This is a genomic window from Halorhabdus tiamatea SARL4B, from assembly GCF_000470655.1.
Lineage (GTDB): Archaea > Halobacteriota > Halobacteria > Halobacteriales > Haloarculaceae > Halorhabdus > Halorhabdus tiamatea.
This window is the reverse complement of record NC_021921.1, coordinates 1,129,914-1,154,892: the sequence shown is the minus strand read 5'-3', so window position 1 is coordinate 1,154,892 and position 24,979 is coordinate 1,129,914. Positions and strand designations below refer to the sequence as shown.

The following is a 24,979-nucleotide window of genomic DNA, read 5'->3' as shown; positions in this document are numbered from 1 at the left end:
GTGCATTCTGAAAAGGTTGGCACAATGGCCCCCACCCGCCGCCAAACAATTGGTCTGGTGTCTGCCGCAACAGCTTCGGTCGTAGGAGGGTGTTCAGCGATAAGCGGTCACAACGAGGAGGCGAGAGAGAAGAGTTTGCTTCAACCGGGTGTGATCGGATACGCGAATTTCGATAACTCTCCACATACCCTCGACCTTGTCGTTTCGATTCAAGGAGAAGTTGAATATTGGGAGACACTTGAACTAGCCTCCGCCGAACAACCGGAATCAGAACACACGAATGGCACGCTCGACCTGTCCCTCCCATCGAAACCTGTCGAGTACACTGTTCTCGCGCGACTGGATGGAGCAGAGACGGACCAAACCACATCTACGGCAGGCATCCAGTGGAGCCACCAACATACTGTCGAGAACCCGAACTGTACGAGAGTTCGCGTCTTGGTCCAAACATCGGCTGAACTTGACGTAGAGAACTGGGAACCAGAGCCAGAAGCCTCGTTATGTAGCGACTAAGTCCGGCTGGAAGCCTGTTTGCAACTAAGCACCTCAGTAAATCGGTCGGTGAACAAACTTACTGAGTGGAATATTCGTTCATATCGCAGATGGGATTATTTCTATACGTTCATTTTCTGCAATACCGCCTGTCAGATCTCTCACCGGCGTCCGACTCGTTCAGGCGAGTTTCGATCGAAATATCGAGGGACTCGTCCATTCCCCGAGAGGACAGCCGTTGACCCCGAACACTTATTCGGCCCTGAACGTAACACGCTTGTATATCTGATGCAGATACAAATAGCGGTGGTGGGCCGGAGAAGACGAATATCAACGTCCGTCTCACGGAGACGTTACTCGAAGATATCGACGCGACGTGGGGCGAGGAGGGGTACAATAGCCGAAGCGAGTTCATTCGGGAAACCCTTCGCGATGCCGTCCGGCATCCGGGACTTACCCGCGAGAGCTGGAAGGAGATCGCGGCGGTCGAGCACGCACGCCGCACGGGCGACAGCGAGACGTTCTCCCGCGACGAGTTGCTGAACGACGATGAGTGAAGAGTGGACGTGACAGCTTCGAGCACCAGCCAAGCGGACGTACGACGATCTCGACGAACACGCACGATCGCGGATCACAGACAAGCTCGACGACATCGTCACCGATCGGTGGCGCGAGCCCGACGACTACCTCGAACCGCTGACCGGGGCACCACATTCGAAGCTCCGGATCGGCCAATTTCGGCTCGGTGCCGAGTGTGACCACGACGAGCAGGTTCTCGACATCTACACGATCGAACGGCGTGGCGGGGCCTACAAGCCAGGCGACGATTAGAACGTTTCCGGCCGCTGACAACGTGACGCACCTACCCGACGATCTCATCGACCGTCCAATCCCACTCAAACGAGTTGATCGAGCTGTCGATGCAGCTGGGCTGCCGTCTCGAAACGGGTCAGCTTTCGGGGGGCCATCGCTTTGGCGACGATCTCGTCGACGGGCTCGGGCACATCCGGGCGGACGTCGCTGGGGACGGGTGTCTCCTCGGCGAGGATGGCCGCCCGGACGTCGTCGTAGTCGCCGCGGTACGGAGCCTCGCCGGTGAGGAGCCGGAACAGGACGGTCCCGAAGTGATACACGTCGGTCGCGTGGTCGACTGAGCCGTAGCGGTCGTCGAAGTACTCCGGAGCGGCGTAGCGGGGGTCGACGTACTCGGCGGGCTGGAAGTGCCGCCGGAAGACGGTCATGACGCCGAGGTTGGCGAGGCTGGGCGCGGGATTTTCCTTGAAGCCGACCGAGGGGTAGACCACGTCGTGGGGGTCGATCCCGCCGTGGACAAGCCCGCGTTCGTTGACGGCCGCGAGGCCGGCGGCGAGGTCCCGGGCGTCCCGCAGCGCCACGTCGAGGTCGGCGGGTCGCCGATCGGCGAGTGTGTGTTCGGCCCGCGGCGTCGCGACCCACGGCCGGGGGTGGTCGCCGTAGTCCGCGACGGCGACGATCCCCGTCGCCTCGTCGGCGCAGTACCACTGGTGGAGGCGCTCGTGGACGGCCGACCCGAACTCACGAGCGTCCTCGCCGGGTTCGTCGAAAAACAGGAGGTCGACGCCGTACTCGGCCTGGTCCATGCGTGCCCGTGAGGGCAGGATGTGGCCGTAGCGACCGCGCTCGGGTGGGTCGATCACGCTGATCTCGTCGAAGGCGCTCACCAGCTGGACGGCGGCGAAAGCCTCCGAGTTCTCGGCGGCCTGGATGCGCCGGCGTCGCTCCTCGACGTGCTCCGGCGTCCCCGGTTCGTCGGGGACGCTCCCGTCGACGTCCGGCGACGGTTCGGATTCCGATTCGACGTCATCGTCGACGATCCGGTCCGGTGGTTCGGGTTCGACCGGCTCGTCGGGCAGCGATCGTTGGTAGACGGAGACGCCCTGCTGGGACGTCTCGACGATCTGTTGGCTCCCGGAGGCCGTCGTCGCCCCGCCGTCGGCACGCAACTCCGCGTCGAAGTCCCAGCTGCCGGCTTTCCGGACGGCCCGGACGACCGTGCCGTCGAACGCGCGGAGGGCGTCCCCCACCTGCTCGGGGTGGCGCTCGTGGAGGCTCGCGAGCGTCCGGACCAGGGCTTCCCGGTTGGCCTCCCCGGCGGATCGAACGAGACGGGTGGCGAGTTCGGCCCCGAGGTCGGGGCGTTCGTCGGCCAGCCGGCAGGCCGTCCAGGCGGCGCTGACGCGCGCCCGGCGGGCCTCGGCGGCCAGGCCGTCGAGTACCGACGGGAGGACCAGCGAGAGGACGTCCGCCGGATCGGGCTCGGCCGCACGACGGGTGGCCTCGTCCCCGCTGCCGGTCTCGGTTCCCATTGGGGAAAGCTATCTGTCCCAGTCACCAAGAACCTCAGTCAGACGGTCGTCACACGCCCCTCGGTGGTCCTGGCGTGACCGGGGCGTTTTTGAGCCACTGCGCCGAATCGACCTGTATGCGAACGATCACGCTCGGCCCGTCGGGCACCTACTCTCACCGGGCCGCCTCAGCACTCTCGGAATCTGTTGAGTTCACCGAGTCCGTCACGGCAATCGTCGAGGCGGTCGCCGACGGCGAGTACGAGCGCGGGGTCATCCCCATCGAGAACAGCATCGAGGGCAGCGTCACCGAATCGCTGGACGCGCTGGCGGATTCCGATGTCGCCGTCGTCGCGGAGATCATCACGCCGGTCCGGCACGGCCTCATCGCCCAGGACGAGGCGTTCGACCTCGTCGCGAGCCACGCCCAGGCGCTGGCCCAGTGTCGGAGCTACCTCGAAGACCACTATCCCGACGCCGAGTTAGAGGCCGTCGCGAGCACGGCCCGCGGCGTCGAACGTGCTCGTGAAGACGCCACGGTCGCTGCTATCGCCCATCCGGACAACGCGGGCGAAGAACTGTCCGTCCTCGCCGAGGACATCCAGGACCGGTCCTCGAACGCGACGCGCTTCTTCGCCATCGCGGGCCCGGAGGAGCGCTCGATCGAGGGCGGGAACACGTCACTGATCGTCTACCCGAACGTCGACTATCCCGGCCTCCTGCTCGAACTCCTCGAACCGTTCGCCGACCGGGACGTCAACCTCTCGCGACTGGAATCGCGGCCAAGCGGTGAACGACTCGGGGATTACGTCTTCCACATCGACGTCGAGGCCGGCCTCTACGAACAGCGCCTCCAGGACGCCCTCGACGACATCGAGGCACTGGCCAGCGATGGCTGGATCAAACGACTCGGCTCCTACGATACGCGCCACGTCGTCGAGTAGCGGCTTTGCATTCGAGTTCCCACGCTGTCCTCGTCGGCGTTTCAGCCGTCTTTTTGCATGAACTCGTAGGCGTCGTAGACCAGCGCAACGGTGAGAAAACCGGTCACGACTGCAGGACGGCGACGGCGCGTCCGGACGGCGTCGATCGCCGCCAGCGCGAGCGCGACGAGGAAGGCCCAGTGATCGAGCTGTCGGAGGTGGTCGATAGCATGTTCGGTCATCGTTGGGAGTTGTGTTCTCGCTGCGATCTGTTCAGTCGTCGGCTTCCGACTCCGTCTGAGCGCGGCGTTCGGCGGCCCGCTCGATGAACTCCTGGGGGAGCTCGTCGATCTCGCCGGCCTGGACGGCCCAGAGCTTGGCGTAAAGCCCGTCCTCGACGAGCAGGTCCTCGTGGGTGCCGCGTTCGACGATCCGGCCGTCCTCGATGACGACGATGTGCTCGGCGTCCTTGATCGTCGAGAGTCGGTGGGCGATCGCGAAGGTCGTCCGGTCTTCGGTCAGTTTGTCGAGCGAGCGCTGGATCAGCATCTCCGTCTCGGTGTCGACGTCGGAGGTCGCCTCGTCAAGGACGAGGATCTCGGGATCCTTGAGGATGGCCCGGGCGAGGGCGATGCGCTGGCGCTGGCCACCCGACAGTTTCACGCCGCGCTCGCCGACTTTCGTGTCGTAGCCGTCGGGAAGGTTCTGGATGAAGCGGTGGGCTTCGGCCATCTTCGCCGCCTCGACTACTTGTTCCTTCTGGGCGTCGAACGTGCCGTACTCGATGTTCTCACGGACGGTCCCATAGAACAGGAACGTCTCCTGGCTGACGTATCCCAGGGTCTGTCGGAGGCTCGGGATCGTGGCGTCCCGGAGGTCCGTCCCGTCGATTGTAATCGCCCCCTCGTCGACGTCGTACATCCGCAGCAGGAGCTTCATCACGGTGGACTTGCCGGCCCCCGTCGGGCCGACCAGGGCGACGGTGTCGCCGCCCTCGACGTCGAAGGCGATGTCCTCGACGATGGTTTCCTCGTCGTCGTAGCCAAAGGAGACGTCGTCGAATTCGACGTGGCCCTCGGTGACCTCGAGAGGCTCGGCGTCGGGGTCCTCGACGATCCGGCTGGGCGTGTCCATCAGCCCGAAGATGCGTTCGCTGGAGGCGTGGGCCCGCTGGTACATGTTGATGATCTGCCCGAACTGGGCCATCGGCCAGATGAACCGCTGGGTGTAGAGGATGAACGCGACGAACTGGCCGGGACGGAGCGAGCCCGAGAGCGGGCCAAGTGGTTCCCCGATCACCCACAGCCCACCGACGATGAACGTCAGGACGAACCCGAACCCGGCGATCAGCCGGAGGCCGGGGAAGAACTTGATCCGGGTGTCGATGGCGTCCCAGTTGGCGTCGAAGTAGTCCTCGGAGACGTCGTCGACGCGGTCGGACTCGAAGGTCTCGGTGTTTGCGGCCTTGATCACCTGGATGCCGCCGAGGTTGTTCTCCAGCCGGGAGTTGAGCTGACCGACCGAGGAGCGGACGTCGGCGTACTTCGGCTGGATGGTCTCGATGAACTTCTTCGTGAAGAAGGCGATCACGGGGACGGGAACCAGCGCGATCAGCGCGAGCTTCCAGTTCATCGTGAAGAGGATGACCGAAATGCCGAGCACCATGATCGACAGCCGAAAGAAGGCGTTCATCCCCTCGTTGAGGAACCGCTCCAATCGGTTGACGTCGTTCGAGAGAATCGACATGAGTTCGCCGGTCTGCTTGTCGGCGAAGAAGTCCATGTTCAGGCGCTGCATCTTGTCGTAGGTGTCCGTCCGGACGTCGTGCTGGATGTTCTGGGCGAAGGTGTTCCAGCCCCAGTTGCGCGTCCAGTGGAAGGCGGCCCCGATCAGGAACGCGGCGGCGATGATACCGACAGTCAGCCAGAGTTGTGCGCCCTGGGCCTCGGGGATCAGTGACTGGGGAACCAGCCAGAGGGTGTACTGCTGCTCGCCGAAGATGGCGTCGATCGCAACGGCCAGCAGGAGGGGCGGGAGGAGGTCGAGGATCCGGGCGGCGACGCTACTGACGAATCCGATTACGAACGGGAACGAATATCGGCCCCCGTATTCGGCAAACAGCCGGCGCATCGGGCGATCCGCACGGTCGCGGACGTCCTCGAACACCTCGTCGTCGTCGAGATCGATGCTCATTCGCCTGGCTCGAAGGCTTGCCCGGAGAAAAGACCATCGAATAAATGGTGATGAATTACTTCCGTGCTTCGATCAGGGGCGGGGAACGACCCGTCAACAGCGACGCTCAGAACGGGTTGCCGCCGCCCATGCCGCCCATATCTCCCATGTCCCCCATGTCGCCTTGATCCATCTGCTTCATCATACGCTCCATGTCGGCGTCGCCCATGCCCTGGAACTGGTTGAGGGTGCGGTCCATCATCTTGTGCTGTTCTAAGAGTTCCCGGATCCGCTCCTCGGGTTTGCCCGAGCCACGGGCGATGCGTTCGGTTCGGCTGCGACCGATCTGGCGGGGGTTCTCGAGTTCGTCGTCGGTCATCGAGTCCATGATGACCTCGAAGTCGCGCATGCGCTCCTGGGTGACGTCCATGGCGTCGTCGGGGAGCTGATCCATCATCCCGCCGCCGAGGCCGGGGATCATGTCCATGACCTGGTCGAGGGGGCCCATCTTGTTCATCGCCTCCATCTGCTTGCGCATGTCCTTGAGGGTGAACTCGCCATCGAGCATGTCCTCCGGGCCCCAGTCACCTTCTTCCTCCTGGGTCTCCTCCATGGCGCGCTCGACGCGCTCAGTGAGTTGCTTGAGGTCGCCCATCCCGAGCAGCCGGGAGATGAACCCCGAGGGCTCGAAGCGCTCGACGTCCTTGACCGTCTCGCCGGTGCCGAGGAACGCGATGGTGGAGTCGGTCTCGTTGACGGCCGCGAGTGCGCCGCCACCCTTCGCCGTCCCGTCGAGTTTGGTGATCACGACGCCGTCGATGCCGACCGCGCCCTCGAAGCGGCTGGCCTGCTCTTTGGCCTCCTGACCGATCGCGGCGTCGAGCACCAGCAGGTTGTGGTCGGGATCGGCGACCGATTCGATGTCTTCGAGTTCGTCGATCAGCCCGTCCTCGAGGGCGTGTCGACCGGCGGTGTCGACGATCTGGACGTCGGCGTCCGCGGTCGCTTCGAGCCCCTCTCGGGCGATCTTGACGGCGTCGTCCTCGTCGGGATCGCCGTAGAAGTCGACTTCCGCTCGCTCGGCCATCTCCTCGGCCTGTTCGTACGCTCCGGGTCGCCAGGTGTCGGTCTGGATGACCGCCGGCCGGAGCCCCTTCTTCGAGAACCACCACGCGATCTTCGCCGCGGAGGTGGTCTTCCCCGATCCCTGGAGGCCCGCCAGCACGATCGTCTGGGGTTCCAGGGGGAGTTCGGTCGACTCGCCGACCAGCTCGACGAGTTCCTCGTAGACGATGCGCAGCACCCAGTCCCGCGCGGAGGTGCCGGCCGGCGGCTCCTCCTCTAAGGCCCGGGTCTCGATGCTGTCGGAGAGGTCCATCACCAGATCGACGTCGACGTCGGCCTGGAGCAGCGATCGCTGGATCTCCTTGACGACCGCCTGGACGTCCTCCTCACTGATGCGGGACTTCCCCCGGAGGCCGTCGAGGGCCCCCCGTAGAGACGATCCCAGATCGTCGAGTACCATTTACGGACTGATAGGCGATGACGGCGGTAAAGCCTTTTTGTCGGCCGTGCTCGGGCTGCCGTTCGATTTCGCTGACGCCGCCCGCGCTCAATTCTGTCCGGTGAGTGGGACGACGACCTCGTCACTCTCGTCGACCACGCCCCGCTCGCGAAGCCGGTTCAGCCCGGCGACCGCCGTCGCGCTGGTGGGCTCGACGGCCAGCCCACGCGCGGCGAGTCGATCGTGGGCCTGCTCGGTCTCTCCGGCCGTGACGGCGATCGCGTCGCCGTCACTCCTCTCGATTGCGTCGAGGATCCCCTCTCGCCGGACCGGCTCGGCGATCTGAATGCCGTCGGCGAGGTCGTTCCGGCCGGCGTCGCGGTCGTTCCCGCGGGCGGCAGCGATCGGTGCGACGCCACTCGCCTGGACGCCGAAGAGTCGGGGAACGTCGTCGATCCATCCCGCACGCTGGAGGCGGTCGAATCCCCAGGCAGCCCCCAGGAACAGCGTCCCGTGACCGAGCGGCGTCACCACGGCGTCAGGGGCTTCCCAGTCGCGCTGAGCCGCGACCTCCAGTGCGAACGTCGCCGTCCCGGCCAGAAACAGGGGCTCCCAGGCGTGGCTGGCGTAGTAGCCCTCGCCGGCCTCGACCACCTCGGTGCAGGCCTGGGTCACAGCTTCACGGTCACCGTCGACCTGCCGCAGGGCGGCTCCCGTCCGTTCGATCGCCCGAAGTTTCCCCGGCTTGGCGTCGGCAGGGACGAAGATCTCGGCGTCGATGCCGGTACAGGCAGCGTAGGTCGCGATCGCCAGCCCCGCGTTGCCCGAGGAATCTTCGAGCACCCGGTCGGCCCCGCGCTCGAGGGCGTGAGAGATCACGACCGCCGCGCCGCGATCCTTGAAGCTCCCCGTCGGAAACAGGTGTTCGAGTTTGTACGTAACGCCGTCTTCCTTGGCATCGATCAGCGGCGTCCACCCTTCGCCGAGCGTCACATGGGGCTCGACGGGGAGGAAGTCCTCGCAAGCCCAGAGTCCGGCGTCCCGGTCGAGTGCCGGCGGTTCCGCGGGCAATTCGGGGAGTCCCTGCAGGTCGAGGGGACTCCCGCACGCACACCGCCAGGGGCCGTCGCTCGGGTAGGTCCCTCCGCAGTCAGTGCAGACGCGTTGCATTGGGTATTCAGAGTGGGTGCTCTCAGAGTTCGAGTTCTTCCATCGACTCGACGTCGAATCGAAGCACTTCTGGCTCGCCGTCCAGCAGGTCCGGGAGGTGCTCGCCGAAGGCCTGGTAATGGTCGGTCTGGGCGTGGGTCTCCAGGGCTTCGGCGTCCTCGTAGCGCTCGATGAACCGGATGACGTTCTCCTCCTGGAGGTCGACGGTGGCGCGGTACTCGATGGTACCGTCCTCCTGGTTCGAACCCGCGACCAGGTCGTCGGTGAGTTCGATGGCTCGCTCGCGTTTCTCGGGCTTGATCGGGAACGACGCGTGGAGTACGATCATGTGGCTTCCTCGTGTGGTTCGTCCCATCGCGATGAAAGTCCTGTCGAAGTGGGGGCGCTTCCGGATCGCAACTGTGTACCGATGAGTGCCTGGCCCGTCGTCGCTATTCGATCGCGGCGATACCCGTCTCGGTCGGGACGTACAGCAGTCCGTTCCCGATGGCCGGCACTGACGTCCCTCCGGACCCAGTAACGCTCTCGTGGTCTTCGTACTCGATCGAGTCGAGGCGTTCCCCGCCGGTCGAGATGGCTTTCACGCCTGTTTCCGTCGAGAGATAGATGACGTCACCGGCGGCCACGGGAGAACCGAGATCATTTGCTTCAATTTCGAGCGACCAGGCGAGCGATTCGTCTTCGATCCCCAGGCAATAGCGGACGTCGGGGTCGTCGTTGCCGTCGATAGCGCCGTATCCCGTCGCGACGACGAGATCGTCCATCGGGAGCGGCATTCCGTAGACGCCCGAGGCCGGCGGCAGTTCGTCTATGTCTTGCCCGCTCATCTCGGAAGACTCCGCCAGCGGGTTGTTCTCGCCCTCGATCCCCGGTGGCCGATATCGATACTGTTCGGTCCCCTCGTCGGTATCGAGCGCGACGAGCGGCGTCGGACGTCCACTATAGAACCCACTGCCGGTGGTGTAGATATCGTCGACGATCGTCACTGGCACGAAATCGAGTGGGGCCTCCGCGAACTCGAAATAAGGATCCGAGAAATCGAGCGTCGTCTCCCACCTGAGGCTCCCGTCCTCGATATTCCGCGCGACGAGCACCGTGGGGACCTCGTCTCCGGTCCGTCTGCCGTAGACGATGGTGTCCGCAAAGAGGGAACCGAACACGGACGAGTCGTGGTACGGATACGTATCGACGGACCACTGCTCAGCGCCGGATTCGGCGTCGAACGCGGACACGCCGGAGTGATCGGGATCGAACGTCGCCGCGAAGATCGTTCCGTCCTCGACGAGTAGACTCCCCGTCGAGGGCGATCCGAGATCGAGTTCGCGCTCGAGGTCACCGGTTTCCGGATCGAGCACGGTGACGCCCAGTGTCTTCCGGGTTCCGTTCGAGTCACCGTCTTCGTCGCCTTCGTTCGATAGGTAGTCTTCGGGCGGGTTCGGCAGGTAGAGTAACCCGTCGTCGAGTTTCGGCATCAAAAACCGGAGTCCGTCGAGGACTGCTACCCTCGGAAACTCCCGTGTCCACTCGATCGAGCCGGACGGATCGATCGCGAGCAGCTGTCGACTTCCAACGTCTTGATCTCGCAATTGCTGGTACTGCACCATCAGGATGAGGTAGTCGTCGGCGACGATCGGCTGCGTGTGATCACTCTGGAGTATCGCCTCGTCCCAGGAACTGTCGTCTTCGAATGCGTCGACAACGTCCTCGATCGTCACCTGCCAGGCGACCGACACCGATTCGCCCGGTCCGTCCTCGGCAGCGATCCGGCCCGTTCGAGCGACATCGCCCCTGAACGTGCCCCAGTTGTCGACCATCGGTCCGTCGACGGAATCTCCGCCGAGGACGCCGTCAAGCTGTCCACAGCCGGCCAGCGAGGTTGTTAGTGCTCCGGCACTCGCGAGGACCAATTCGCGTCTGTTCACATCATACCGTACTGGTATATGACAGATAACCCTTGGCATTTTGCCGGTACGATACCGTCACAATTTGAGACCGTCCAAGAACGTCAGTACGAGTCGATGTCGGTACCGACAGAACAGACGTATTCGCCGGTCGCGACCTGCGGGAGCCGGCGCGTCCGCCAGAAGATGCCCGTCGAGTCGGCGGTCACCCGCTCTTTGACCGTCCCGAAGACGTCGGTGACAGTGAACAGCGTCTCGCCCCGATCAACCCGCTCGCCCAGCTCGGGTTCGAAGTCGACGAGCCCGCCGGCCGGCGCGCCGTACTGGTCGAACGAACTCGCCCGCGTCTGGGGGTCCATCGGGGCCTCGCCCTCGAGGAAGTCGTAGTGTCTGAGCACGTTCCGGACGCCCGTGACGCCGATCGTGATCGACTCCTCGTCGAACCCGACTGCACCGCCGAGTTCCGGGTCGATCGTCGGCACGCCCTCGTCGGGGGCGGCCCGGGCGAGCTGGCCGTCGGGTCCCTTTTTGTCGAGGACAGTCCCGCAGTCGAAGGCCTTCGCGAGTTCGAGACACTCGTCGTGGAGGCGATGGCGGGTGCCACACCGGACCCGGGTCTCGTCGATCATCCGGCTGGTCGAGCCCTGGTGGAGGTCGACGACGAGGTCGGCCCGCATCGCGGCCTCGAAGGTGGCTGCGGCGATGCGCTCGCTGGTCGTCCCCGCTTCCTCGCCGGGGTAGGCCCGGTTCATCTTCGTGTCGTCGATCGGGTTGCGGTGTTCGGCCACCTGGAAGGCGTGGTAGTTGACGATCCCGACGATCAGAATGGTCCCACTGATCTCAGTCGGATCGAGTCGCGGGACCAGCCGCTGGAGCACGCCGACGCCGTTGAGTTCGTCGCCGTCACTGGCGGCCTGCAGATACAGCGTCTTGCCCTCGATGGCTCCGTTGACGACCGCCACCGGTAGGCCGACCTGACTCCCGTCTCGTGTCTCGCCGACGTACAGTCGCCCGGTGGCGACCTCGCCGGGATCGGCGCTCGCCGTGCCCAAACTCGTCATTGAGGGTACTGCGAAGGGGGACGGCCTTTAGTGTGCTGTCTCCGGCGTGGGATGCACGCTTTGGAGACCGCTCGGAGAATGAAGCCTCGATCGGCCGTCTCAGGCATCTATGACTCAGGACGCGGCGCGTTCTCGTATTTGACCATCTTCTCGGGTTTGTCCGAGATCGTCTCGTAGATCCGCTGGAGCGTCTCCTCGGCCGCGAGCAGATTGTGGGATTCGAGGAACGCCCGCCCCTCCTCGGTCAGCCCGTAGAACTTCCAGGGGTAGCCCTGCCGTCGCCGGTCGTCCGCGAGGGCGACTTCCTCGACGATGCCGGCGTCGATCAACTTCTGGACATGCTTGTAGACGGTGGCCTCGCTCACGCTGGGGTTGAGTTCCTCCAGTTCGTACATCGACGGGAGCTGTTCGGGATGCTGAAGGATGTTGTTGAGGAGCGCGAACCGCGTCTGCTGGGTGACGAAGTGGACGAGTTCGCGTGTTTCTGTCCCCTCAATGGTTTCCAGATCGGTGCTCATGAGTTACTGTTCGCGCTCCGGCGACAAGTAGTTTACTCTTTGGTAAACTACCCTAGGGTAAAGCGGACTATAATGATGCTCGTCAACCATTTCGTAAACTACATTTTAGCGTGTCTGAAATGTGGCGCATGGACGCGCCGCCTGTCCCTGAGGAAGTCCTCAGGAGTGCGAGCGAGCAACTTGACGAGGAGGAACTCTCGCTTTCCGACAACGAGGAGATTCTCCACGCGTTGAGCGAGTTAACGCCCGTCTATGAGAACGACCGATCGTACTTCGTCCTCGGGAACTACGATCGAGAGCAGATCCGGCGACTCAACCTGGTCGTCGACCGCCTCAATCGACGCACCGATGCCTACGCGTTCCGGATGGTCGACGTTCAGGGAGAGTGGGACAACAGCATTCAGAAGTTCTGTCTGATCGCGGATCTCGTGACGTATCTCGTCGGTGTCGCCGAGAAGGAACCCAGTGATTTCCTCGTCGAGCAGGGGCTGCTTGTCGGCACTACAGAGTACTTCGCGAGGAGTCACGTCCTCAAACGCGAGTACGAAGACGAAGACCATCCGTTCGGCTGGATGCAAGATGGCGTCTTCGACTTGTTCGAACGTGAGGGACGCCTGTACCGCTGGCGAACTGAGGACGAACTTCTCAGTGCTGTGGAGTCACTGCCCTGAGATCGCAGTCACACCCGGACTGATCGCTCTTGATCGTCCGCCCTAGGCTTCGATCTTCTTGTAGTCGATGTACTCGCCGCCGCGGAAGTCCTCCAGGAGGTTGATCGCCGCGGTCGTCCCCTCGCCGACGGAGACGTTGACCTGGCGTTGCCCGCCGGTCAGGTCGCCGGCAGCGTAGACGCGGTCGACGCCCGTGTACTGGTCTTCGTCGACGTCGAGGTACGAGCCGTCCCGTGGAATGCCCAGCATGTCGGCGATGTCGGTCCCGCCCGCTGCGCCGAGCGCGATGAAGACGCCTTCGACGTCGAGTTGTTCGCCGGAGTCGAGTTCGACGCCCTCGACGACCTCCTCGCCGACGATGTGATCGACCGGCTCCTCGATGACCGGAATGTCCTCGCCCTCGAGCTGGTCGAGCAGCGCGTCGTCCACCTCGAGGTCGTTGCCGTTGGTGAGCACGCGGACGTCGTCGGTGTAATCCAGCAGCATCATCGCCTCCTTTGCGGCGTAGTTGCCCGCGCCGACGACCGCGACCGGTTTGTCGCGGTAGAAGAAGGCGTCACACTCGACACAGTAGGAGACGCCGCCGCCCTCGTAGTCGTCGACGTGAGGGATCGCCGGCGTCTCGTAGGACGCGCCGGTCGCGAGGATAACGCCCTTGACAGCGTACTCGTCGACCTCGGTCTCGATGCGGTAGCCGTTGCCCTCCTCGCCGACTTGGACGACCTCTTCCTCGACGATCTCCGCGCCGAATTTGGTCGCCTGTTCCTGGCCCACGTCGACGAGTTCGGGGCCGCTCGCGCCCTCCGGGAACCCATAGACGTTCTCCATCCAGTCGACGTCTCTGGTCGTGCCGCCGCCCGCATCGAAGACGAGCGTCTCCTGATCTGCGCGTGCCGTATAGACGGCTGCGGCCAACCCGGCCGGTCCGCCGCCGATGATCGCTACGTCAGCCATTGTGTGTCTATAGTACAATACCGTCGCGTATAAACGACTCGCTTCGGGACAGGGAAACTGCTGAATTCTGCATGAATAGTCATGTTTGGGCGGGCTGTGACTGTCGATCTCGGCAAACAGTTCTGGAACAATATTGCAAGACAGTACCCGACGCGTTTCGGTTTAGAGCATGCCAAAGAGGTTCGCCAGCGCGATCCCGAGGGCCGTTGCGAAGGCGAGGTGCAGAAGCGTCAGCGCAACGGTCGCCCGGCGCGGGAGATCATAAACCCGGGCGATCGCGGCGGCGTCGGCCAGAACTGTCGCGACGACGACGATTCCGACGCCCAACCCGGGGGACACGATCCCGACGCTCGCCACGCCGTAGCGCTGGAGCAGCAAGGAGACGATCGCCGGGACGACACCGGCGTAGGCGGCCCGCTGGGAGCGGACCTCGCCGATGAAGAAAGTCGCCGCGAGGTGGAGCGTCACGGCGTAGAACACCCAGACGCCCAGAAACGTCACGACGAGCGCGAGGAGGCTCCCGCCGGGTAAGCCACGCTGAAGTGGGACCGTCGTGAGTGACGCCACTGGCGCGTCGAGCCCTAGAGAGAAAGACGGAGATAGCGGCGACATACTCGCGATTCCGGTCGCAGTCGTTTGTGGGTTGTTATTCGAGCAGGCCGAGTTCCTCGAGCCGGGAGACGATCTTGTCGACGGCCTTCTTGGCGTCGTCGGGTTCCTTGCCGCCGGTGATGACGAGTTTTCCGGAGCCAAACAGCAGCGCGACGACGTCGGGATCGTCCAGCCGGTAGACGAGGCCGGGGAACTGCTCGGGTTCGTACTCGATGTTCTCCAGACCCAGTCCGATCGCGATCGCGTTCAGGTTGAGATTCCGACCGAGGTCCGCGGAGGTCACGATGTTCTGGACGACGATCTCGGGGTCCTCGTCGACCTGGATGTTCAGGTCCCGGAGCTTCCCGAAGACAATCTGGAGACTCTCGTGGACGTCGTCGGTGCTCTTTGCGCCGGTGCAGACGATCTTGCCCGACCGGAAGATCAGTGCCGCCGACTTGGGTTCCTGGGTCCGATAGACGAGGCCGGGGAACTGCTCGGGATCGTAATCGGCCCCTTCGAGGTCCATCGCCACGCTCTGGAGATCGAGCTCCTGGCCGATGCCGGTCGAGGCGACGACGTTTTCGATGTTGATTGTTTCCTTGGGGTCAACCATGACTCGAACTATAAGTCGTATTTAAGGTTTATAAAGGTTGGTATTTAACGTTTATAAGCACCCCTGTATTCGAGGTATGGACGGTTTCAGGGGTGAACGCGGGGGGTTCGGTGAGCCGTCCGACCGTGGACGCACAGTCGTCCCGGCAACTGTCCCTGGGTCACTGCGATCGACTCGTCTTCGCCGTCCGATCGCCAGAACCAAGCGTCGAGCCTTGCTTTGCAGAGGCGTGTTCCTGCTGGAACTCGCCGGCACCGACGACGCCTTCGCCGCCTACGAGGCCGCGAGTGCGGCCAGTCGGGTCACCGTCCGCGGCGGGGGTGTCGCGACCGCTCGGGGTATCACAGACCGGGTGTCACAGCTGGCGCTGACTCACCGAGTGAGTGAACTGCTCGGCACGGCCGCCCCGGATCTCGACAGCGCCCGCGCACTACTCGAGGCTGCCAGCTTCGACCGCTCGGGGTCGGTCGCCGTGCGGGCGCGGGATATTCGCGGCGCGACTGGCGTGAGCACGCAGGCCGTCGAGCGCGCGCTCGGATCAGTTCTCGTCGATCGGGGGTTCACAGTCGACCTGGACGATCCCGATCACGAACTCCGTGCGGTCTTCGCCGGCCCGCCATCCACGACTGAGTGGGACGGCGACGGGATCGAACTCGCGCCCGATGCCGGCGAGGAGGGTATCTGCGCGCTCGGCTGGCTCGCGGTCGAACCCGAGCGTGACTTCACCGATCGAGCGCCCACCGATCGCCCGTTCTTCCAGCCGGGGAGCATGGACCCGAGTCTCGCGCGTGCGCTGGTCAACGTTGCCGGAGCGCGTCCCGACGCACGCGTCCTCGATCCGATGTGTGGGACTGGTGGTCTCCTGTTAGAAGCAAGTCGCGTCGGCTCGGCAGTCGTCGGCGTCGATGCCTTAGCGAAGATGGTTCGGGGGACGCGCGAGAATCTGGCTGCCGCTCGCGCTGATGCCTTCGATGTCTGCCGGGGCGACGCCAGACGGCTTCCGCTCGAAGCCGACGCGTTCGACGCCGTCGTCGTCGACGCACCGTACGGTCGACAGACGAAGGTGTCGGCGGACTCGCTGGCCGCGCTCCTACGAGACGCGCTTGCGGAAGCCCGCCGGGTGGCACCGCGGGCGGTCGTCGTGGGGGATCGCCCCTGGGCTGGGGTCGCCCGCGAGGCTGGCTGGACCGTCTCGGCACAGTTCAAGCGCCGCGTCCACCGCTCGCTCGATCGATTCATCCACGTGCTCGATCGTCGGCGCTAACTCGAAGTCCTCGTTCGAATCTACTCGAGGGACTTCGCTCGGTTTTGGAACTCTCCACCGCACTCCGAGCACTGGCCGGGGTGGGTCTCGGCCTCGACGATCCGCCCACAGCCCATACATTCGAACTTCGAGGTCACGTTCGCGGTGTCGTTCTCGACGTCCTGGGAGTGTGGCATACTCCTGTACATGGGGTCGCTATTGTTAAGTATTAATCGTACGGAGAATATAGTGACATATAATCACACGGGGAAAGGGAGTCATCGGCTAGATTCGTGCTGCTCACGCGTCCCCATCTCGACGAACCGTGGGAGGCTCGTGTCTCTGGTTGGCAAGCGGCCGGGTTTGCGTGAGCCGCACGGCTTTTAGTCGTGAGTCGGGTATACGTCTCCACGCAATGATTTCAGAGGGCTGCGAGCAGTGCGCCAAGGGCGGGAAGATGGTCATCTTCGTGTATGGCTACTGCGACCAGCGTGACTGTTTTTACTGTCCGCTCGGCGAGAACCGCAAGAACGTCACCGACGTCTACGCCAACGAGCGGAAAGTCGAGGACGACCAGGACATCATCGAGGAAGCAAAACGCATGGACGCGATGGGGTCGTCGCTGACTGGCGGCGAACCCCAGGAGGTCATGGACCGCACGACGCGGTACATCTCCCTGCTCAAAGACGAGTTCGGCGAGGACCACCACATCCACCTGTACACGGGCATCACCGGCGGGCGCGAGAACATGCGACGGCTCGCCGAGGCCGGCCTCGACGAAATTCGGTTCCACCCGCCCCTGGACATGTGGGGTGACCTCCACGGCACCGAGTGGGAGGACATCCTTTACATCGCCCGCGAGGAGGGGCTCACGCCGGCGTTCGAGATCCCCGGCATCCGACCGGAAGACGAGTTTATCACGTTCGTCGAGGAAGGGGCCGCCGAGTTCGTCAACGTCAACGAGTTCGAGATGAGCGACGGCAACTACCGTCGGATGCAACAGGAGGGCTTCGACCTGAAGGACGGCCACATGAGCGCCGTCGAGGGGAGTCACGACGTGCTCGACTCGATGGCCAAACACCCGAAAGTCTACTTCTGTACGTCGGTGTTCAAAGACGCCGCCCAGCACCGCAATCGCCTCAAGCGCATGGCCAGGAATGTCCGCCGACCCTTCGACGAAACGACCGACGACGGAACGCTGGTCTACGGCAAGACCTGGGTCGACGCCGAGCGACTCGAAGAGTTGGGCGTCCCCGAGGAGTACTACGTCGAGAAGTCCAAGCACGTCGAACTCGCGTGGTGGCTCTTAGAGGAGATGATCCAGGAGGGCGATCTCGAGGAGGGCGAAGTCGTCGAGCAGTATCCCACCGTGGACGGGACGGTGGTCGAGCGGACCCCACTTCCGGAAGTCTCCGCCGAGCGAAGTGAGGCGGTTCGCCCGGATCGAACGGCGTGAGATCCGTGGTAGTTTTGGCCCAGCTTTTACGACGAGAGGTAGCCAAGCGAAGCGCGGCTACCCGAGGAGGAAAAGGTGGGACTGGGACGGTGGTCGAACGGACGCCGTTGCCCGAAGGGACAGCCGTCGAAGTCGAGTCAGCCGATTCGGTCGCTGTGGAGTGAGATCCGGTTTTGACGGATTTTGGGGGCTGCTGCGGTCCGGTCGGCACTGACTCGACAGCTTCTCCTCACCGATTCGATATCTCGCGGCGGAGCGTCCGAAGCGATCCGCGACCGAAATCGGCGAGCGTTTCGACGGCCGCCGACTCGAGGAGTCGACGCGCGAGCCAGACGCTCCCGACGCCGAGGGCGACGCCCGCGACGACGTCGGTCCCCCAGTGGATCGCCAGGTACATCGTCGAGAGCATGACGCTTCCGCCGACGAGTGTTGCGATCGGGAGCCACCGCGGGTAGACGTCTCGTGTCCGATAGGCCAGGACGATCACCGTCGCCGACAGCGACGTGTGTAACGACGGGAAGACGTTCGTGTTGGCGTTGACCTCGCTGACCAGGAACTGCGAACTCGGCCAGTTCGTGTACAGCAGTGGCTCCGTGAGGTCCGGCAGCAGGTTTCGCGGGCCGTAGGCGATGAAGACGAGGTACAGCCCCAGCCCGATGGCGTAGTTGAGCGCGTAGGCCGTCGCGGCCGTCCGGAACCACTCCATGTTCTCGAGGACGAGATAGGCCACGAGCGGGAACACCAAAAGGAAGACGTAGCCGTAGACGTAGGTGAGCGAGAAGTACGTCGTCAGCCACGGATGGGCAAGCGACTGGATCGCCGGGACGAGGTTGCCCTCGACCGCGTAGATCTCGCCCGTGATGTTCCAGCCGATGAGCCAGGAGAGTTCGACCCCGACGTCTCGGACGACGCTGTTGATCGCGAGTACCCCCGCGAGGACGGACAGCGACGGGATCGCCGTCCGGATCGTCGAGCGATACTCCGTTCGGAGTCGCGCGATCAGTCGCCATTCGACGACGAACGCAGCGGTGACACACGTCAGCACGACTGTGACGGTCACGATCATCGCCAGGAGGGCGAGTGGCACCGTCATTTGAGCAATCGCCCCTCGTCACTGTCGTAGGCGTACCCCGCCTCACGGAATGTCGCTCTGGCTGTCGGGGCGTCGAGGTCCCCGTCCGTGCCGGCGAACGGGACGACCGGGTCCGTCCCGTCCCAGCGGAACTCCGGGGGTTCCCAGGAGGTGCCGGCAAGCGGCGTCGCGGCGGGGGCGGCGTAGCCGTCGAAGACCGTCTCGGCGACGTGTTCGGAATCGAGCAGTCGGGCGAGGGCCTGCCGGAAGCGGACGTTCCCGAAGGGCTCGCGTCGCGCGTTGAACCCGACGTGATAGAACGCCCGCGAGTCGGCGACGAACCGCTCGATCGGTTCCTCGCCCGTCACGTTTTCGAGTACCTTCGGATGGACGGGGTCGCCCGTCGCGTCCACCGTTCCCTCGGTGACGAGCGAGGCGGCCGCTCCGTCCGACGGGGCGACCTGAACGGCGATGCGTTCGAAGGGCACGTCGAACTGTTCCGGACCGGTACCGATCAGGGGGTGATCGTCGAAGCGCGAGAGGACGAGTCGTTCCGCGGGCGTCCTGGACTCGAGGCGAAACGGACCACTCCCGACCGGGTCGGTGTTGGCCCACACCAGTGCCTGGGTCACACCCTCCGAGATGTCGATCCCGGCGAGGTTGGCGCTGCCCGTCTTCGCCTCCCAGACGTGGGCGGGCAAGATCGGTACCGTCAACGCACGCACGGCGACCTCCTCGGTGGTCTCGCCGAATCCGATCTGGACCGTCCGATCGTCGAGCCGTTCGATCGACTCGACCAGCGATGTCCGGCCCCGAAACGTGGGTGACGGGACGTGCATGTCCCCCGTCCCCAGGCTCGTATCGTCGAGAAATCGATACGTGAAGACGACGTCTGCCGCCGTCAGGGCTTCTCCGTCGTGGAAGGACGTCTCCTCACGGAGTTCGACCGTCGCCGTCACGCCAGTCGCCTCGGTCCGTCGCCACGTCACGTCCCCCGCCAGCCACGGACGGACATCGCCGTCTTCGCGGCGCATGAGTGGATCGTACAGCAGGTCAGTCAGCGGGTTCGGCCGCCGGTACTCGACGGCGATCGGGTTGAGATTCTTCGTGATCCGGTCGTCCGTCAGCACGAGTCCCAGCGTGGTCGCGTCGTCGGGCCCGCTTTCGGCTTGGTCGAGCGTCAGGTAACTGATCGGCTTTGCGAACCGGCCTCCATCCCAGTTCCCGAAGCGGTCAGTCCGGGCGACTGTGATCTCCTCGGGGAAACACACCGTCGCGAACGGCTGTATCTCCGCGACGGAGTTGGCGACGTCGGCGACGGTGCGCTGTCGGTCGGCCCCGGCGGTCGTTCGCTGGGCGGTCAACTGCTCGTCGAGCCCGAGATCCGAGACCCCGAAGGGATTTTGCCACCCCTGCTCGGTGACGAACGTCGAGTGGAGCGCGGATCGCAGGAAGTCGGGGTCGTGATACGGCGGAAACTGCCCGACGTAGACGTCGAAGGCCTGGTTCAAGAGGACGTCCCGGAACAGTCTCGTGATCTCTACGAGTTCGATATCGGCGTCGATGCCGACCGCAGTCATGTTCTTCTGGAGGGTCCGCGCGATCTGGACCGCGGCCTCGTCGTCGTCCGCGGGGACCGTCTTGATCGTCACCGACACCTGTTCGGGGGACTCACGGTTGGCCAGGCTCCGAGCGTACTGAAGACAGCCGGCGCTGCCGGCGGCCAGACCAGCACTGACGCCGCCGAGCAACTTGCGACGGGAGAGGGTAGGGACCGAGTCCGGTGCTGTCATGCGCGGGGTAGTGGGTTCAGTTCGCTGTTTTCGCACATAATTGCGGCGGTTTGGTGTTGTGTCTCCGGGTTGCTTTTGCGCTGTTTTCGGGTGATCCCCGATTCGGCGTTACCCGGTCTCGCTGGCGCTTCCAGTCGAGACGAATGAAAGCAGTTATTCGACAGGGGGCTAATGACGAGCCACGATGAGTCACACTCTCACAGGGGCGGTGATCGTATGCGCGTCGTAGTCAAGTTCGGCGGGACGAGTCTGGGCAGCGGCGATCGCATCGAGCGGGCGGCCGACTCGATCGCGGCCGTCGTCGAACAGGGTCACGAGGTCGCTGTCATCGCCAGCGCGATGGGATCGACGACGGACTATCTCCTCGAGGAGATCGAGTTCGAGGCCGACGAGGCCGATCAGGCCGAGATCGTCAGCATGGGCGAGCGGACCTCCGTCCGGATGCTCAAGGGGGCGCTGTCGGCCCGCGGCATCAGTGCCGACTTCCTCGAACCCGGCAGCGAAGAGTGGCCGATCATCACCGACGAGTACGGCGAGGTCGACGTCGGGGAGACCACCAAGCGCGCCCACGCGCTGGCCGGCCAACTCCAGGACGTTGTCCCCGTCATGACCGGCTTCCTGGCCGAAGACCACAGCGGGAACGTCACTACGCTGGGTCGGGGTGGCAGTGACACGAGCGCCGTGATGCTTGGCAAGTACATGGACGCCGACGAGGTCGTCATCGTCACCGACGTCGAGGGCGTCATGACCGGTGACCCGCGAGTCGTCGAGGGGGCCCGCAACGTCGGGGAGATCTCCGTCGACGAACTCCGGAACCTCTCCTTTCGCGGCGCTGAGGTCATCGCGCCGAGCGCACTCTCGTATAAAGACACCAACATGGACGTCCGCGTCGTCCACTACCAGCACGACGACCTGCTGAAGGGCGGGACCTCCATCGAGGGCGAGTTCCAGAAGCTCATCGACCTCCAGGAGAACCGGCTGTGCTGTCTGACCGTCGCTGGCCGGGCGATCCGCAACCAGTCGGGCATCCTCGCACAGCTCTCGAACGCCCTCGCCGCCGAGGACATCAACGTCGAGGCCGTCTCCAGCGGGATGGACTCGATCACGTTCTACCTCGACACCGAGGTGGCAGAGACCGCCGAGACGATTCTCCACGAGGAAGTCGTCGACGACGACGTCCTCTCGAGCATCACCGTCATCCAGGACGTCGCCGTCATCCGGGTCACGGGCGGGGAACTGCCCGACCAGCCGGGCGCGATCAAGCAGGTCATCGACCCGGTCTCGGAGGCCCACATCAACTTACTCGACGTCATCACCAGCGCGACGTCGATCGCCGTCTTCGTCCCCTGGGAAGACCGCGAACAGGCCCTCGGACTCGTCCAGGACGCACTCTGAGTGCGCCGCCGGTCGTCTGCTCTGGGCGGGCTGACATCGCTCGTTCTCAGCGTTCGACGGCCGCGTAGTACAGCACGCCGAGCATCGTCCGGCCGTCACGTAACGCGTCGTTGCTGGCTGCTTCGCGGAGCGATTGAACGGTCGTCGTCGTGACCTGAATCGACTCGTTGTAATCGAGGTCACGCTCGCCGGTCGGCATGCAGTCCTCGGCGAGGAAATACTGAAAGACGGCGTCCGAGAAGCCGTTTGCGGGCTCGACGGTCGTCAGGTGGGTCACGTCGCCGGGTTCGTAGCCGGTCTCTTCTTCGAGTTCACGCGCGACTGTGGTCCGGAGATCGTCGTCTTCGGACTCGACGCTGCCGGCCGGCAGGCTGTAGTTGACTCGCCTGACCGCTTGCCGCCACTCCTCGATGACGACGACGTCGCCGTCCGGTGTCAGTGGCAGGATGACGACGCTTTCGCCCTCCGAGAGATAGTCGAACTCGGTTTCGGTGCCGTCGGGCAGTCGGACCGTCTCGGTAATGACGTCGAAGCCCTCGCAGGTGTAGGCGGTCTCAGCCGCCAGCGTTTCCCAGGCCAATCTCTCGTCCATACCGAGGATTCGCGTGGCCCGGCGATAAACGCTCGGACCGCCGTGTGAAGGGCGGTGTTTTCGCGGCTCATGAATCCACAGGAAAGATAATAATATAACGATCCCAAGTATTACCTATATCTGTTATGCAACCCATATTCAGGAACCGAAACGGGCCCTTTGAATCGTGAACCCCTTCTCCATTGCAGTATTCGGATTACCGAATATTTGATTCGTTAGTGGACTGATTTGACGATAGTTCCCAGATCCTGAAAATAGCGTTTCCCATTAATACGTGATTGTGTTGAAGGTGTGTGTGTGAGGTAGGTAGTAATGGTAAACACTGAGGTGGATACGACACTGTTCGGGACGGACGTATCGTACGAAATAGGAGGCCGGTGGTTGGCCTACTGGACGTTCCTGTTGCGATTGATGGTCGGCTGGTGGTTCTTCCACGCCGGCTTCACGAAGATACTTGAGAGTGGCGTCTCCTACAATGCCAGCTGGTTCGTCGCACAGAAGGGACTCGTCCTCTCGCCGATCATGAACCTCTTCCAGTCCGGGATTCCCTACGGAATCGTCCAGTTCATGATCCCGGTCGGTGAGACTCTGATCGGACTCGGACTGCTGGTCGGGTGTCTCGTCAGGCTCGCGTCCTTTTTCGGCGCGTTCCTGATGATCTTCTTCGTGACGACCAACCGCGGCTGGGGCCACGGGTTCGTCAACAGCGACATGATGGGACTGTTGTTGTTCGTCACGATGATCGTCCTGGCTGCTGGTCGCATCTGGGGGATCGACGCGATACTCGAACGAACCGTATTCGTCCAGAATAACCCCTGGATGCGGTACCTACTAGGCTAACGAGGTGATAAAAAATGTCAACAACAACTAACACCGACGAAACGCTGGCCGATCAGATCGCGATGGCGCTCGGCGGGGGTCTCATGATCCTCGGCGTCGTCATTCTCGGTCTCATCGAGGTCTTCAGCGGCAAACCGTACAGCCCGATCGCCGACGGATCGGTCGCCGCAGGCGTCACGATCGACCCGTACTGGCGCGCCCTGCTGATCACCATTGGTGGCGTGATCCTGATGCTGTACGCCATCTACGTGGTCCTCGTCCGCGGACTGCTGGGCCAGCGTAGTATCTGAACACGAACACGAGCCGTTGGCGAGTCGACCGGTCGTTCGACGACCGCACCGTGAAGCAGACGGTCACGTCGCCGGTCCATTTTGCGGCCGTCCACCGTTTCTAGGTCGACCGAAGGAAAGTTGAGTCTCGGTCCCCGAGTCCCCCCAATGACGGTACGCGAATCCGGGGACCTCGACGTCTCGGCCATCCGGACGGACTTCCCCGTCTTGGAGCGGGAGTTCGACGGGACGCCGCTGGTCTACCTCGACAACGCCGCGACGACCCAGACGCCCCAGCGGGTCATCGACGCCATCTCCGAGTACTACGAGCACTACAACGCCAACGTCCACCGCGGACTCCACCACCTCAGTCAGGAAGCCAGTGTGGCCTACGAGGCGGCCCACGACCGAATGGCCGAGTTCGTCGGCGCGAGCGGTCGCGAGGAACTCGTCTTCACCGGCAACACCACAGAGTCCGAGAACCTGGTGGCCTACGCCTGGGGGCTGAACGAACTCGGTCCGGGCGACGAGGTCGTCCTCACCGAGATGGAACACCACGCCTCGCTGGTGACCTGGCAACAGATCGCCAAGCGGACCGGCGCGACGGTCCGGTACATCCGCGTGACAGACGACGGGCATCTCGACATCGACCACGCCAAGGAATTGATCGGCCCCGAGACGGCGATGGTTTCGGTGGTCCACGTCTCGAACACGCTCGGGACGATCAACCCCGTCGCCGACCTCGCCGAGATGGCCCACGCCGAGGACGCCCTGATCTTCGTCGACGGTGCCCAGGCGGTGCCCAACCGGCCGGTCGACGTCGCGGCCATCGACGCCGACTTCTACGCGTTCTCGGGTCACAAGATGGCTGGCCCGACCGGGATCGGGTGTCTCTACGGCAAGCAGGCCATCTTAGAGGACATGGAGCCGTTCAACTACGGCGGCGACATGATCACGAAGGTAACTTTCGATGACGCGACCTGGAACGAACTCCCCTGGAAGTTCGAGGCCGGCACGCCGAAGATCGCCCAGGGAATCGCCCTGGCGGAGGCCGCCGACTACCTCGAGGAGATCGGGATGGACCGAATCGCCCGCCACGAGAACGAACTCGCCCAGTACGCCATCGACCGGCTGGGCGAGTTCGACGACATCGAGATCTACGGTCCGCCCGCCGGCGAGGAACGCGGCGGTCTGGTCTCGTTCAACCTAGAATCCGTCCATGCCCACGACCTCTCTTCGATTCTCAACGACTACGCGGTCGCAATCCGGGCCGGCGATCACTGCACGCAGCCCCTACACGACAAACTCGGCGTGGCTGCGACTGCCCGAGCGTCGTTTTACCTCTACAACACGCGCGAGGAGATCGACGTGCTGATCGAAGCGATCGATGACGCGCGAGAGCTATTCGGGTAAGCATACGCG

The 24,979-nt window shown here is 63.9% G+C and carries 25 protein-coding genes; 9 read left to right on the top strand and 16 right to left on the bottom strand.

The genetic code is table 11. The annotated features are described in order from the left end of the window. Positions 1-773 precede the first annotated feature (773 nt). Entirely contained in the window at positions 774-1,049 is a 276-nt protein-coding gene (locus HTIA_RS15760) for a ribbon-helix-helix domain-containing protein (protein ID WP_079980334.1), read from the top strand. 339 nt (positions 1,050-1,388) lie between these two features. Here the strand turns inward: HTIA_RS15760 and HTIA_RS05765 are convergent, their stop codons facing one another. Then, positions 1,389-2,837, bottom strand: a complete 1,449-nt coding sequence (locus tag HTIA_RS05765; protein ID WP_008528406.1) for a protein kinase — start codon at positions 2,835-2,837, stop codon at positions 1,389-1,391. A gap of 116 nt (positions 2,838-2,953) precedes the next feature. Between HTIA_RS05765 and pheA the strand changes: the two genes are divergently transcribed. Next, on the top strand, positions 2,954-3,760 hold the full coding sequence (gene pheA, locus HTIA_RS05760) for a prephenate dehydratase (protein WP_008528405.1): 807 nt from the start codon (positions 2,954-2,956) through the stop codon (positions 3,758-3,760). Positions 3,761-3,801: 41 nt separating this feature from the next. Here pheA and HTIA_RS05755 read toward each other — a convergent pair whose 3' ends face one another. From HTIA_RS05755 to HTIA_RS05720, 8 genes are all read right to left on the bottom strand, one after another. Further along, the gene (locus HTIA_RS05755) at positions 3,802-3,981 is read right to left on the bottom strand and encodes a hypothetical protein (RefSeq protein WP_008528403.1); all 180 of its coding nucleotides are present in this window, start codon (positions 3,979-3,981) and stop codon (positions 3,802-3,804) included. A gap of 31 nt (positions 3,982-4,012) precedes the next feature. Then, entirely contained in the window at positions 4,013-5,932 is a 1,920-nt protein-coding gene (locus tag HTIA_RS05750) for an ABC transporter ATP-binding protein (protein ID WP_008528402.1), read from the bottom strand. 106 nt (positions 5,933-6,038) lie between these two features. After that, a complete protein-coding gene (locus tag HTIA_RS05745) occupies positions 6,039-7,436 on the bottom strand; it encodes a signal recognition particle protein Srp54 (protein ID WP_008528401.1) in 1,398 nt (465 codons plus the stop codon). Positions 7,437-7,523: 87 nt separating this feature from the next. After that, positions 7,524-8,585, bottom strand: a complete 1,062-nt coding sequence (locus HTIA_RS05740) for a pyridoxal-phosphate dependent enzyme (protein ID WP_008528400.1) — start codon at positions 8,583-8,585, stop codon at positions 7,524-7,526. A 22-nt stretch (positions 8,586-8,607) separates the two neighbouring features. After that, positions 8,608-8,913: a putative quinol monooxygenase gene (locus tag HTIA_RS05735; RefSeq protein ID WP_008528399.1), complete on the bottom strand. Its 306-nt coding sequence runs from the start codon at positions 8,911-8,913 to the stop codon at positions 8,608-8,610. Between the two features lie 103 nt (positions 8,914-9,016). Continuing rightward, positions 9,017-10,507: an outer membrane protein assembly factor BamB family protein gene (locus HTIA_RS05730; RefSeq protein WP_008528398.1), complete on the bottom strand. Its 1,491-nt coding sequence runs from the start codon at positions 10,505-10,507 to the stop codon at positions 9,017-9,019. Between the two features lie 83 nt (positions 10,508-10,590). Further along, on the bottom strand, positions 10,591-11,547 hold the full coding sequence (locus tag HTIA_RS05725) for a succinylglutamate desuccinylase/aspartoacylase family protein (RefSeq protein WP_008528397.1): 957 nt from the start codon (positions 11,545-11,547) through the stop codon (positions 10,591-10,593). Between the two features lie 107 nt (positions 11,548-11,654). Then, on the bottom strand, positions 11,655-12,065 hold the full coding sequence (locus tag HTIA_RS05720) for a MarR family winged helix-turn-helix transcriptional regulator (RefSeq protein WP_008528396.1): 411 nt from the start codon (positions 12,063-12,065) through the stop codon (positions 11,655-11,657). Between the two features lie 128 nt (positions 12,066-12,193). On the opposite strand from HTIA_RS05720, the gene HTIA_RS05715 reads away from it, so the two are divergent. Next, the gene (locus tag HTIA_RS05715; protein ID WP_008528394.1) at positions 12,194-12,736 is read left to right on the top strand and encodes a hypothetical protein; all 543 of its coding nucleotides are present in this window, start codon (positions 12,194-12,196) and stop codon (positions 12,734-12,736) included. A 42-nt stretch (positions 12,737-12,778) separates the two neighbouring features. Here HTIA_RS05715 and HTIA_RS05710 read toward each other — a convergent pair whose 3' ends face one another. The 3 genes from HTIA_RS05710 to HTIA_RS05700 all read right to left on the bottom strand — a co-directional run bounded on the left by HTIA_RS05710 (position 12,779) and on the right by HTIA_RS05700 (position 14,897). After that, complete coding sequence (locus HTIA_RS05710; RefSeq protein ID WP_008528393.1) at positions 12,779-13,690, bottom strand: NAD(P)/FAD-dependent oxidoreductase; 912 nt, start codon at positions 13,688-13,690, stop codon at positions 12,779-12,781. A gap of 162 nt (positions 13,691-13,852) precedes the next feature. After that, positions 13,853-14,257 (bottom strand): DUF7473 family protein, encoded by a 405-nt coding sequence (locus HTIA_RS05705; protein WP_008528392.1) that lies wholly within the window; start codon positions 14,255-14,257, stop codon positions 13,853-13,855. A 79-nt stretch (positions 14,258-14,336) separates the two neighbouring features. Beyond that, on the bottom strand, positions 14,337-14,897 hold the full coding sequence (locus tag HTIA_RS05700; protein WP_008528391.1) for a TATA-box-binding protein: 561 nt from the start codon (positions 14,895-14,897) through the stop codon (positions 14,337-14,339). Positions 14,898-15,126: 229 nt separating this feature from the next. On the opposite strand from HTIA_RS05700, the gene HTIA_RS05695 reads away from it, so the two are divergent. Further along, on the top strand, positions 15,127-16,161 hold the full coding sequence (locus HTIA_RS05695; RefSeq protein WP_008528390.1) for a methyltransferase domain-containing protein: 1,035 nt from the start codon (positions 15,127-15,129) through the stop codon (positions 16,159-16,161). A 20-nt stretch (positions 16,162-16,181) separates the two neighbouring features. Here the strand turns inward: HTIA_RS05695 and HTIA_RS16290 are convergent, their stop codons facing one another. Beyond that, complete coding sequence (locus HTIA_RS16290; protein ID WP_008528389.1) at positions 16,182-16,337, bottom strand: rubrerythrin-like domain-containing protein; 156 nt, start codon at positions 16,335-16,337, stop codon at positions 16,182-16,184. A 218-nt stretch (positions 16,338-16,555) separates the two neighbouring features. Here HTIA_RS16290 and HTIA_RS05690 point away from each other — a divergent pair, with 218 nt between their 5' ends. Further along, positions 16,556-17,596, top strand: coding sequence for a radical SAM protein (locus HTIA_RS05690; RefSeq protein WP_021029544.1), 1,041 nt, complete (start codon positions 16,556-16,558; stop codon positions 17,594-17,596). Positions 17,597-17,825: 229 nt separating this feature from the next. Here HTIA_RS05690 and HTIA_RS05685 read toward each other — a convergent pair whose 3' ends face one another. Both HTIA_RS05685 and HTIA_RS05680 read right to left on the bottom strand, forming a co-directional pair. Further along, positions 17,826-18,689, bottom strand: a complete 864-nt coding sequence (locus HTIA_RS05685; RefSeq protein WP_008528387.1) for a phosphatase PAP2 family protein — start codon at positions 18,687-18,689, stop codon at positions 17,826-17,828. Further along, positions 18,686-20,461, bottom strand: coding sequence for an ABC transporter substrate-binding protein (locus HTIA_RS05680; protein WP_008528386.1), 1,776 nt, complete (start codon positions 20,459-20,461; stop codon positions 18,686-18,688). The genes HTIA_RS05685 and HTIA_RS05680 overlap by 4 nt, the downstream gene beginning before the upstream one ends. 216 nt (positions 20,462-20,677) lie before the next feature. Between HTIA_RS05680 and HTIA_RS05675 the strand changes: the two genes are divergently transcribed. Then, on the top strand, positions 20,678-21,856 hold the full coding sequence (locus tag HTIA_RS05675; RefSeq protein WP_008528385.1) for an aspartate kinase: 1,179 nt from the start codon (positions 20,678-20,680) through the stop codon (positions 21,854-21,856). A gap of 46 nt (positions 21,857-21,902) precedes the next feature. Here HTIA_RS05675 and HTIA_RS05670 read toward each other — a convergent pair whose 3' ends face one another. Further along, positions 21,903-22,448: an NUDIX hydrolase gene (locus tag HTIA_RS05670; RefSeq protein ID WP_008528384.1), complete on the bottom strand. Its 546-nt coding sequence runs from the start codon at positions 22,446-22,448 to the stop codon at positions 21,903-21,905. Positions 22,449-22,760: 312 nt separating this feature from the next. Between HTIA_RS05670 and HTIA_RS05665 the strand changes: the two genes are divergently transcribed. From HTIA_RS05665 to HTIA_RS05655, 3 genes are all read left to right on the top strand, one after another. After that, entirely contained in the window at positions 22,761-23,288 is a 528-nt protein-coding gene (locus tag HTIA_RS05665) for a TQO small subunit DoxD (RefSeq protein ID WP_008528382.1), read from the top strand. Positions 23,289-23,302: 14 nt separating this feature from the next. Then, complete coding sequence (locus HTIA_RS05660) at positions 23,303-23,578, top strand: hypothetical protein (RefSeq protein ID WP_008528380.1); 276 nt, start codon at positions 23,303-23,305, stop codon at positions 23,576-23,578. Between the two features lie 147 nt (positions 23,579-23,725). Continuing rightward, positions 23,726-24,970, top strand: coding sequence for an aminotransferase class V-fold PLP-dependent enzyme (locus tag HTIA_RS05655; RefSeq protein ID WP_008528379.1), 1,245 nt, complete (start codon positions 23,726-23,728; stop codon positions 24,968-24,970). Positions 24,971-24,979: the final 9 nt, after the last annotated feature.

Excerpts from the sequence above, each read along its gene's own strand:
- HTIA_RS05765 (WP_008528406.1), bottom strand. The coding sequence starts at position 2,837 with ATGGGAACCGAGACCGGCAGCGGGGACGAGGCCACCCGTCGTGCGGCC.
- pheA (WP_008528405.1), top strand. The coding sequence starts at position 2,954 with ATGCGAACGATCACGCTCGGCCCGTCGGGCACCTACTCTCACCGGGCC.
- HTIA_RS05755 (WP_008528403.1), bottom strand. The coding sequence starts at position 3,981 with ATGACCGAACATGCTATCGACCACCTCCGACAGCTCGATCACTGGGCC.
- HTIA_RS05750 (WP_008528402.1), bottom strand. The coding sequence starts at position 5,932 with ATGAGCATCGATCTCGACGACGACGAGGTGTTCGAGGACGTCCGCGAC.
- HTIA_RS05745 (WP_008528401.1), bottom strand. The coding sequence starts at position 7,436 with ATGGTACTCGACGATCTGGGATCGTCTCTACGGGGGGCCCTCGACGGC.
- HTIA_RS05740 (WP_008528400.1), bottom strand. The coding sequence starts at position 8,585 with ATGCAACGCGTCTGCACTGACTGCGGAGGGACCTACCCGAGCGACGGC.
- HTIA_RS05735 (WP_008528399.1), bottom strand. The coding sequence starts at position 8,913 with ATGATCGTACTCCACGCGTCGTTCCCGATCAAGCCCGAGAAACGCGAG.
- HTIA_RS05725 (WP_008528397.1), bottom strand. The coding sequence starts at position 11,547 with ATGACGAGTTTGGGCACGGCGAGCGCCGATCCCGGCGAGGTCGCCACC.
- HTIA_RS05720 (WP_008528396.1), bottom strand. The coding sequence starts at position 12,065 with ATGAGCACCGATCTGGAAACCATTGAGGGGACAGAAACACGCGAACTC.
- HTIA_RS05715 (WP_008528394.1), top strand. The coding sequence starts at position 12,194 with ATGGACGCGCCGCCTGTCCCTGAGGAAGTCCTCAGGAGTGCGAGCGAG.
- HTIA_RS05710 (WP_008528393.1), bottom strand. The coding sequence starts at position 13,690 with ATGGCTGACGTAGCGATCATCGGCGGCGGACCGGCCGGGTTGGCCGCA.
- HTIA_RS05700 (WP_008528391.1), bottom strand. The coding sequence starts at position 14,897 with ATGGTTGACCCCAAGGAAACAATCAACATCGAAAACGTCGTCGCCTCG.
- HTIA_RS16290 (WP_008528389.1), bottom strand. The coding sequence starts at position 16,337 with ATGCCACACTCCCAGGACGTCGAGAACGACACCGCGAACGTGACCTCG.
- HTIA_RS05690 (WP_021029544.1), top strand. The coding sequence starts at position 16,556 with ATGATTTCAGAGGGCTGCGAGCAGTGCGCCAAGGGCGGGAAGATGGTC.
- HTIA_RS05685 (WP_008528387.1), bottom strand. The coding sequence starts at position 18,689 with ATGACGGTGCCACTCGCCCTCCTGGCGATGATCGTGACCGTCACAGTC.
- HTIA_RS05680 (WP_008528386.1), bottom strand. The coding sequence starts at position 20,461 with ATGACAGCACCGGACTCGGTCCCTACCCTCTCCCGTCGCAAGTTGCTC.
- HTIA_RS05675 (WP_008528385.1), top strand. The coding sequence starts at position 20,678 with ATGCGCGTCGTAGTCAAGTTCGGCGGGACGAGTCTGGGCAGCGGCGAT.
- HTIA_RS05670 (WP_008528384.1), bottom strand. The coding sequence starts at position 22,448 with ATGGACGAGAGATTGGCCTGGGAAACGCTGGCGGCTGAGACCGCCTAC.
- HTIA_RS05665 (WP_008528382.1), top strand. The coding sequence starts at position 22,761 with ATGGTAAACACTGAGGTGGATACGACACTGTTCGGGACGGACGTATCG.
- HTIA_RS05660 (WP_008528380.1), top strand. The coding sequence starts at position 23,303 with ATGTCAACAACAACTAACACCGACGAAACGCTGGCCGATCAGATCGCG.
- HTIA_RS05655 (WP_008528379.1), top strand. The coding sequence starts at position 23,726 with ATGACGGTACGCGAATCCGGGGACCTCGACGTCTCGGCCATCCGGACG.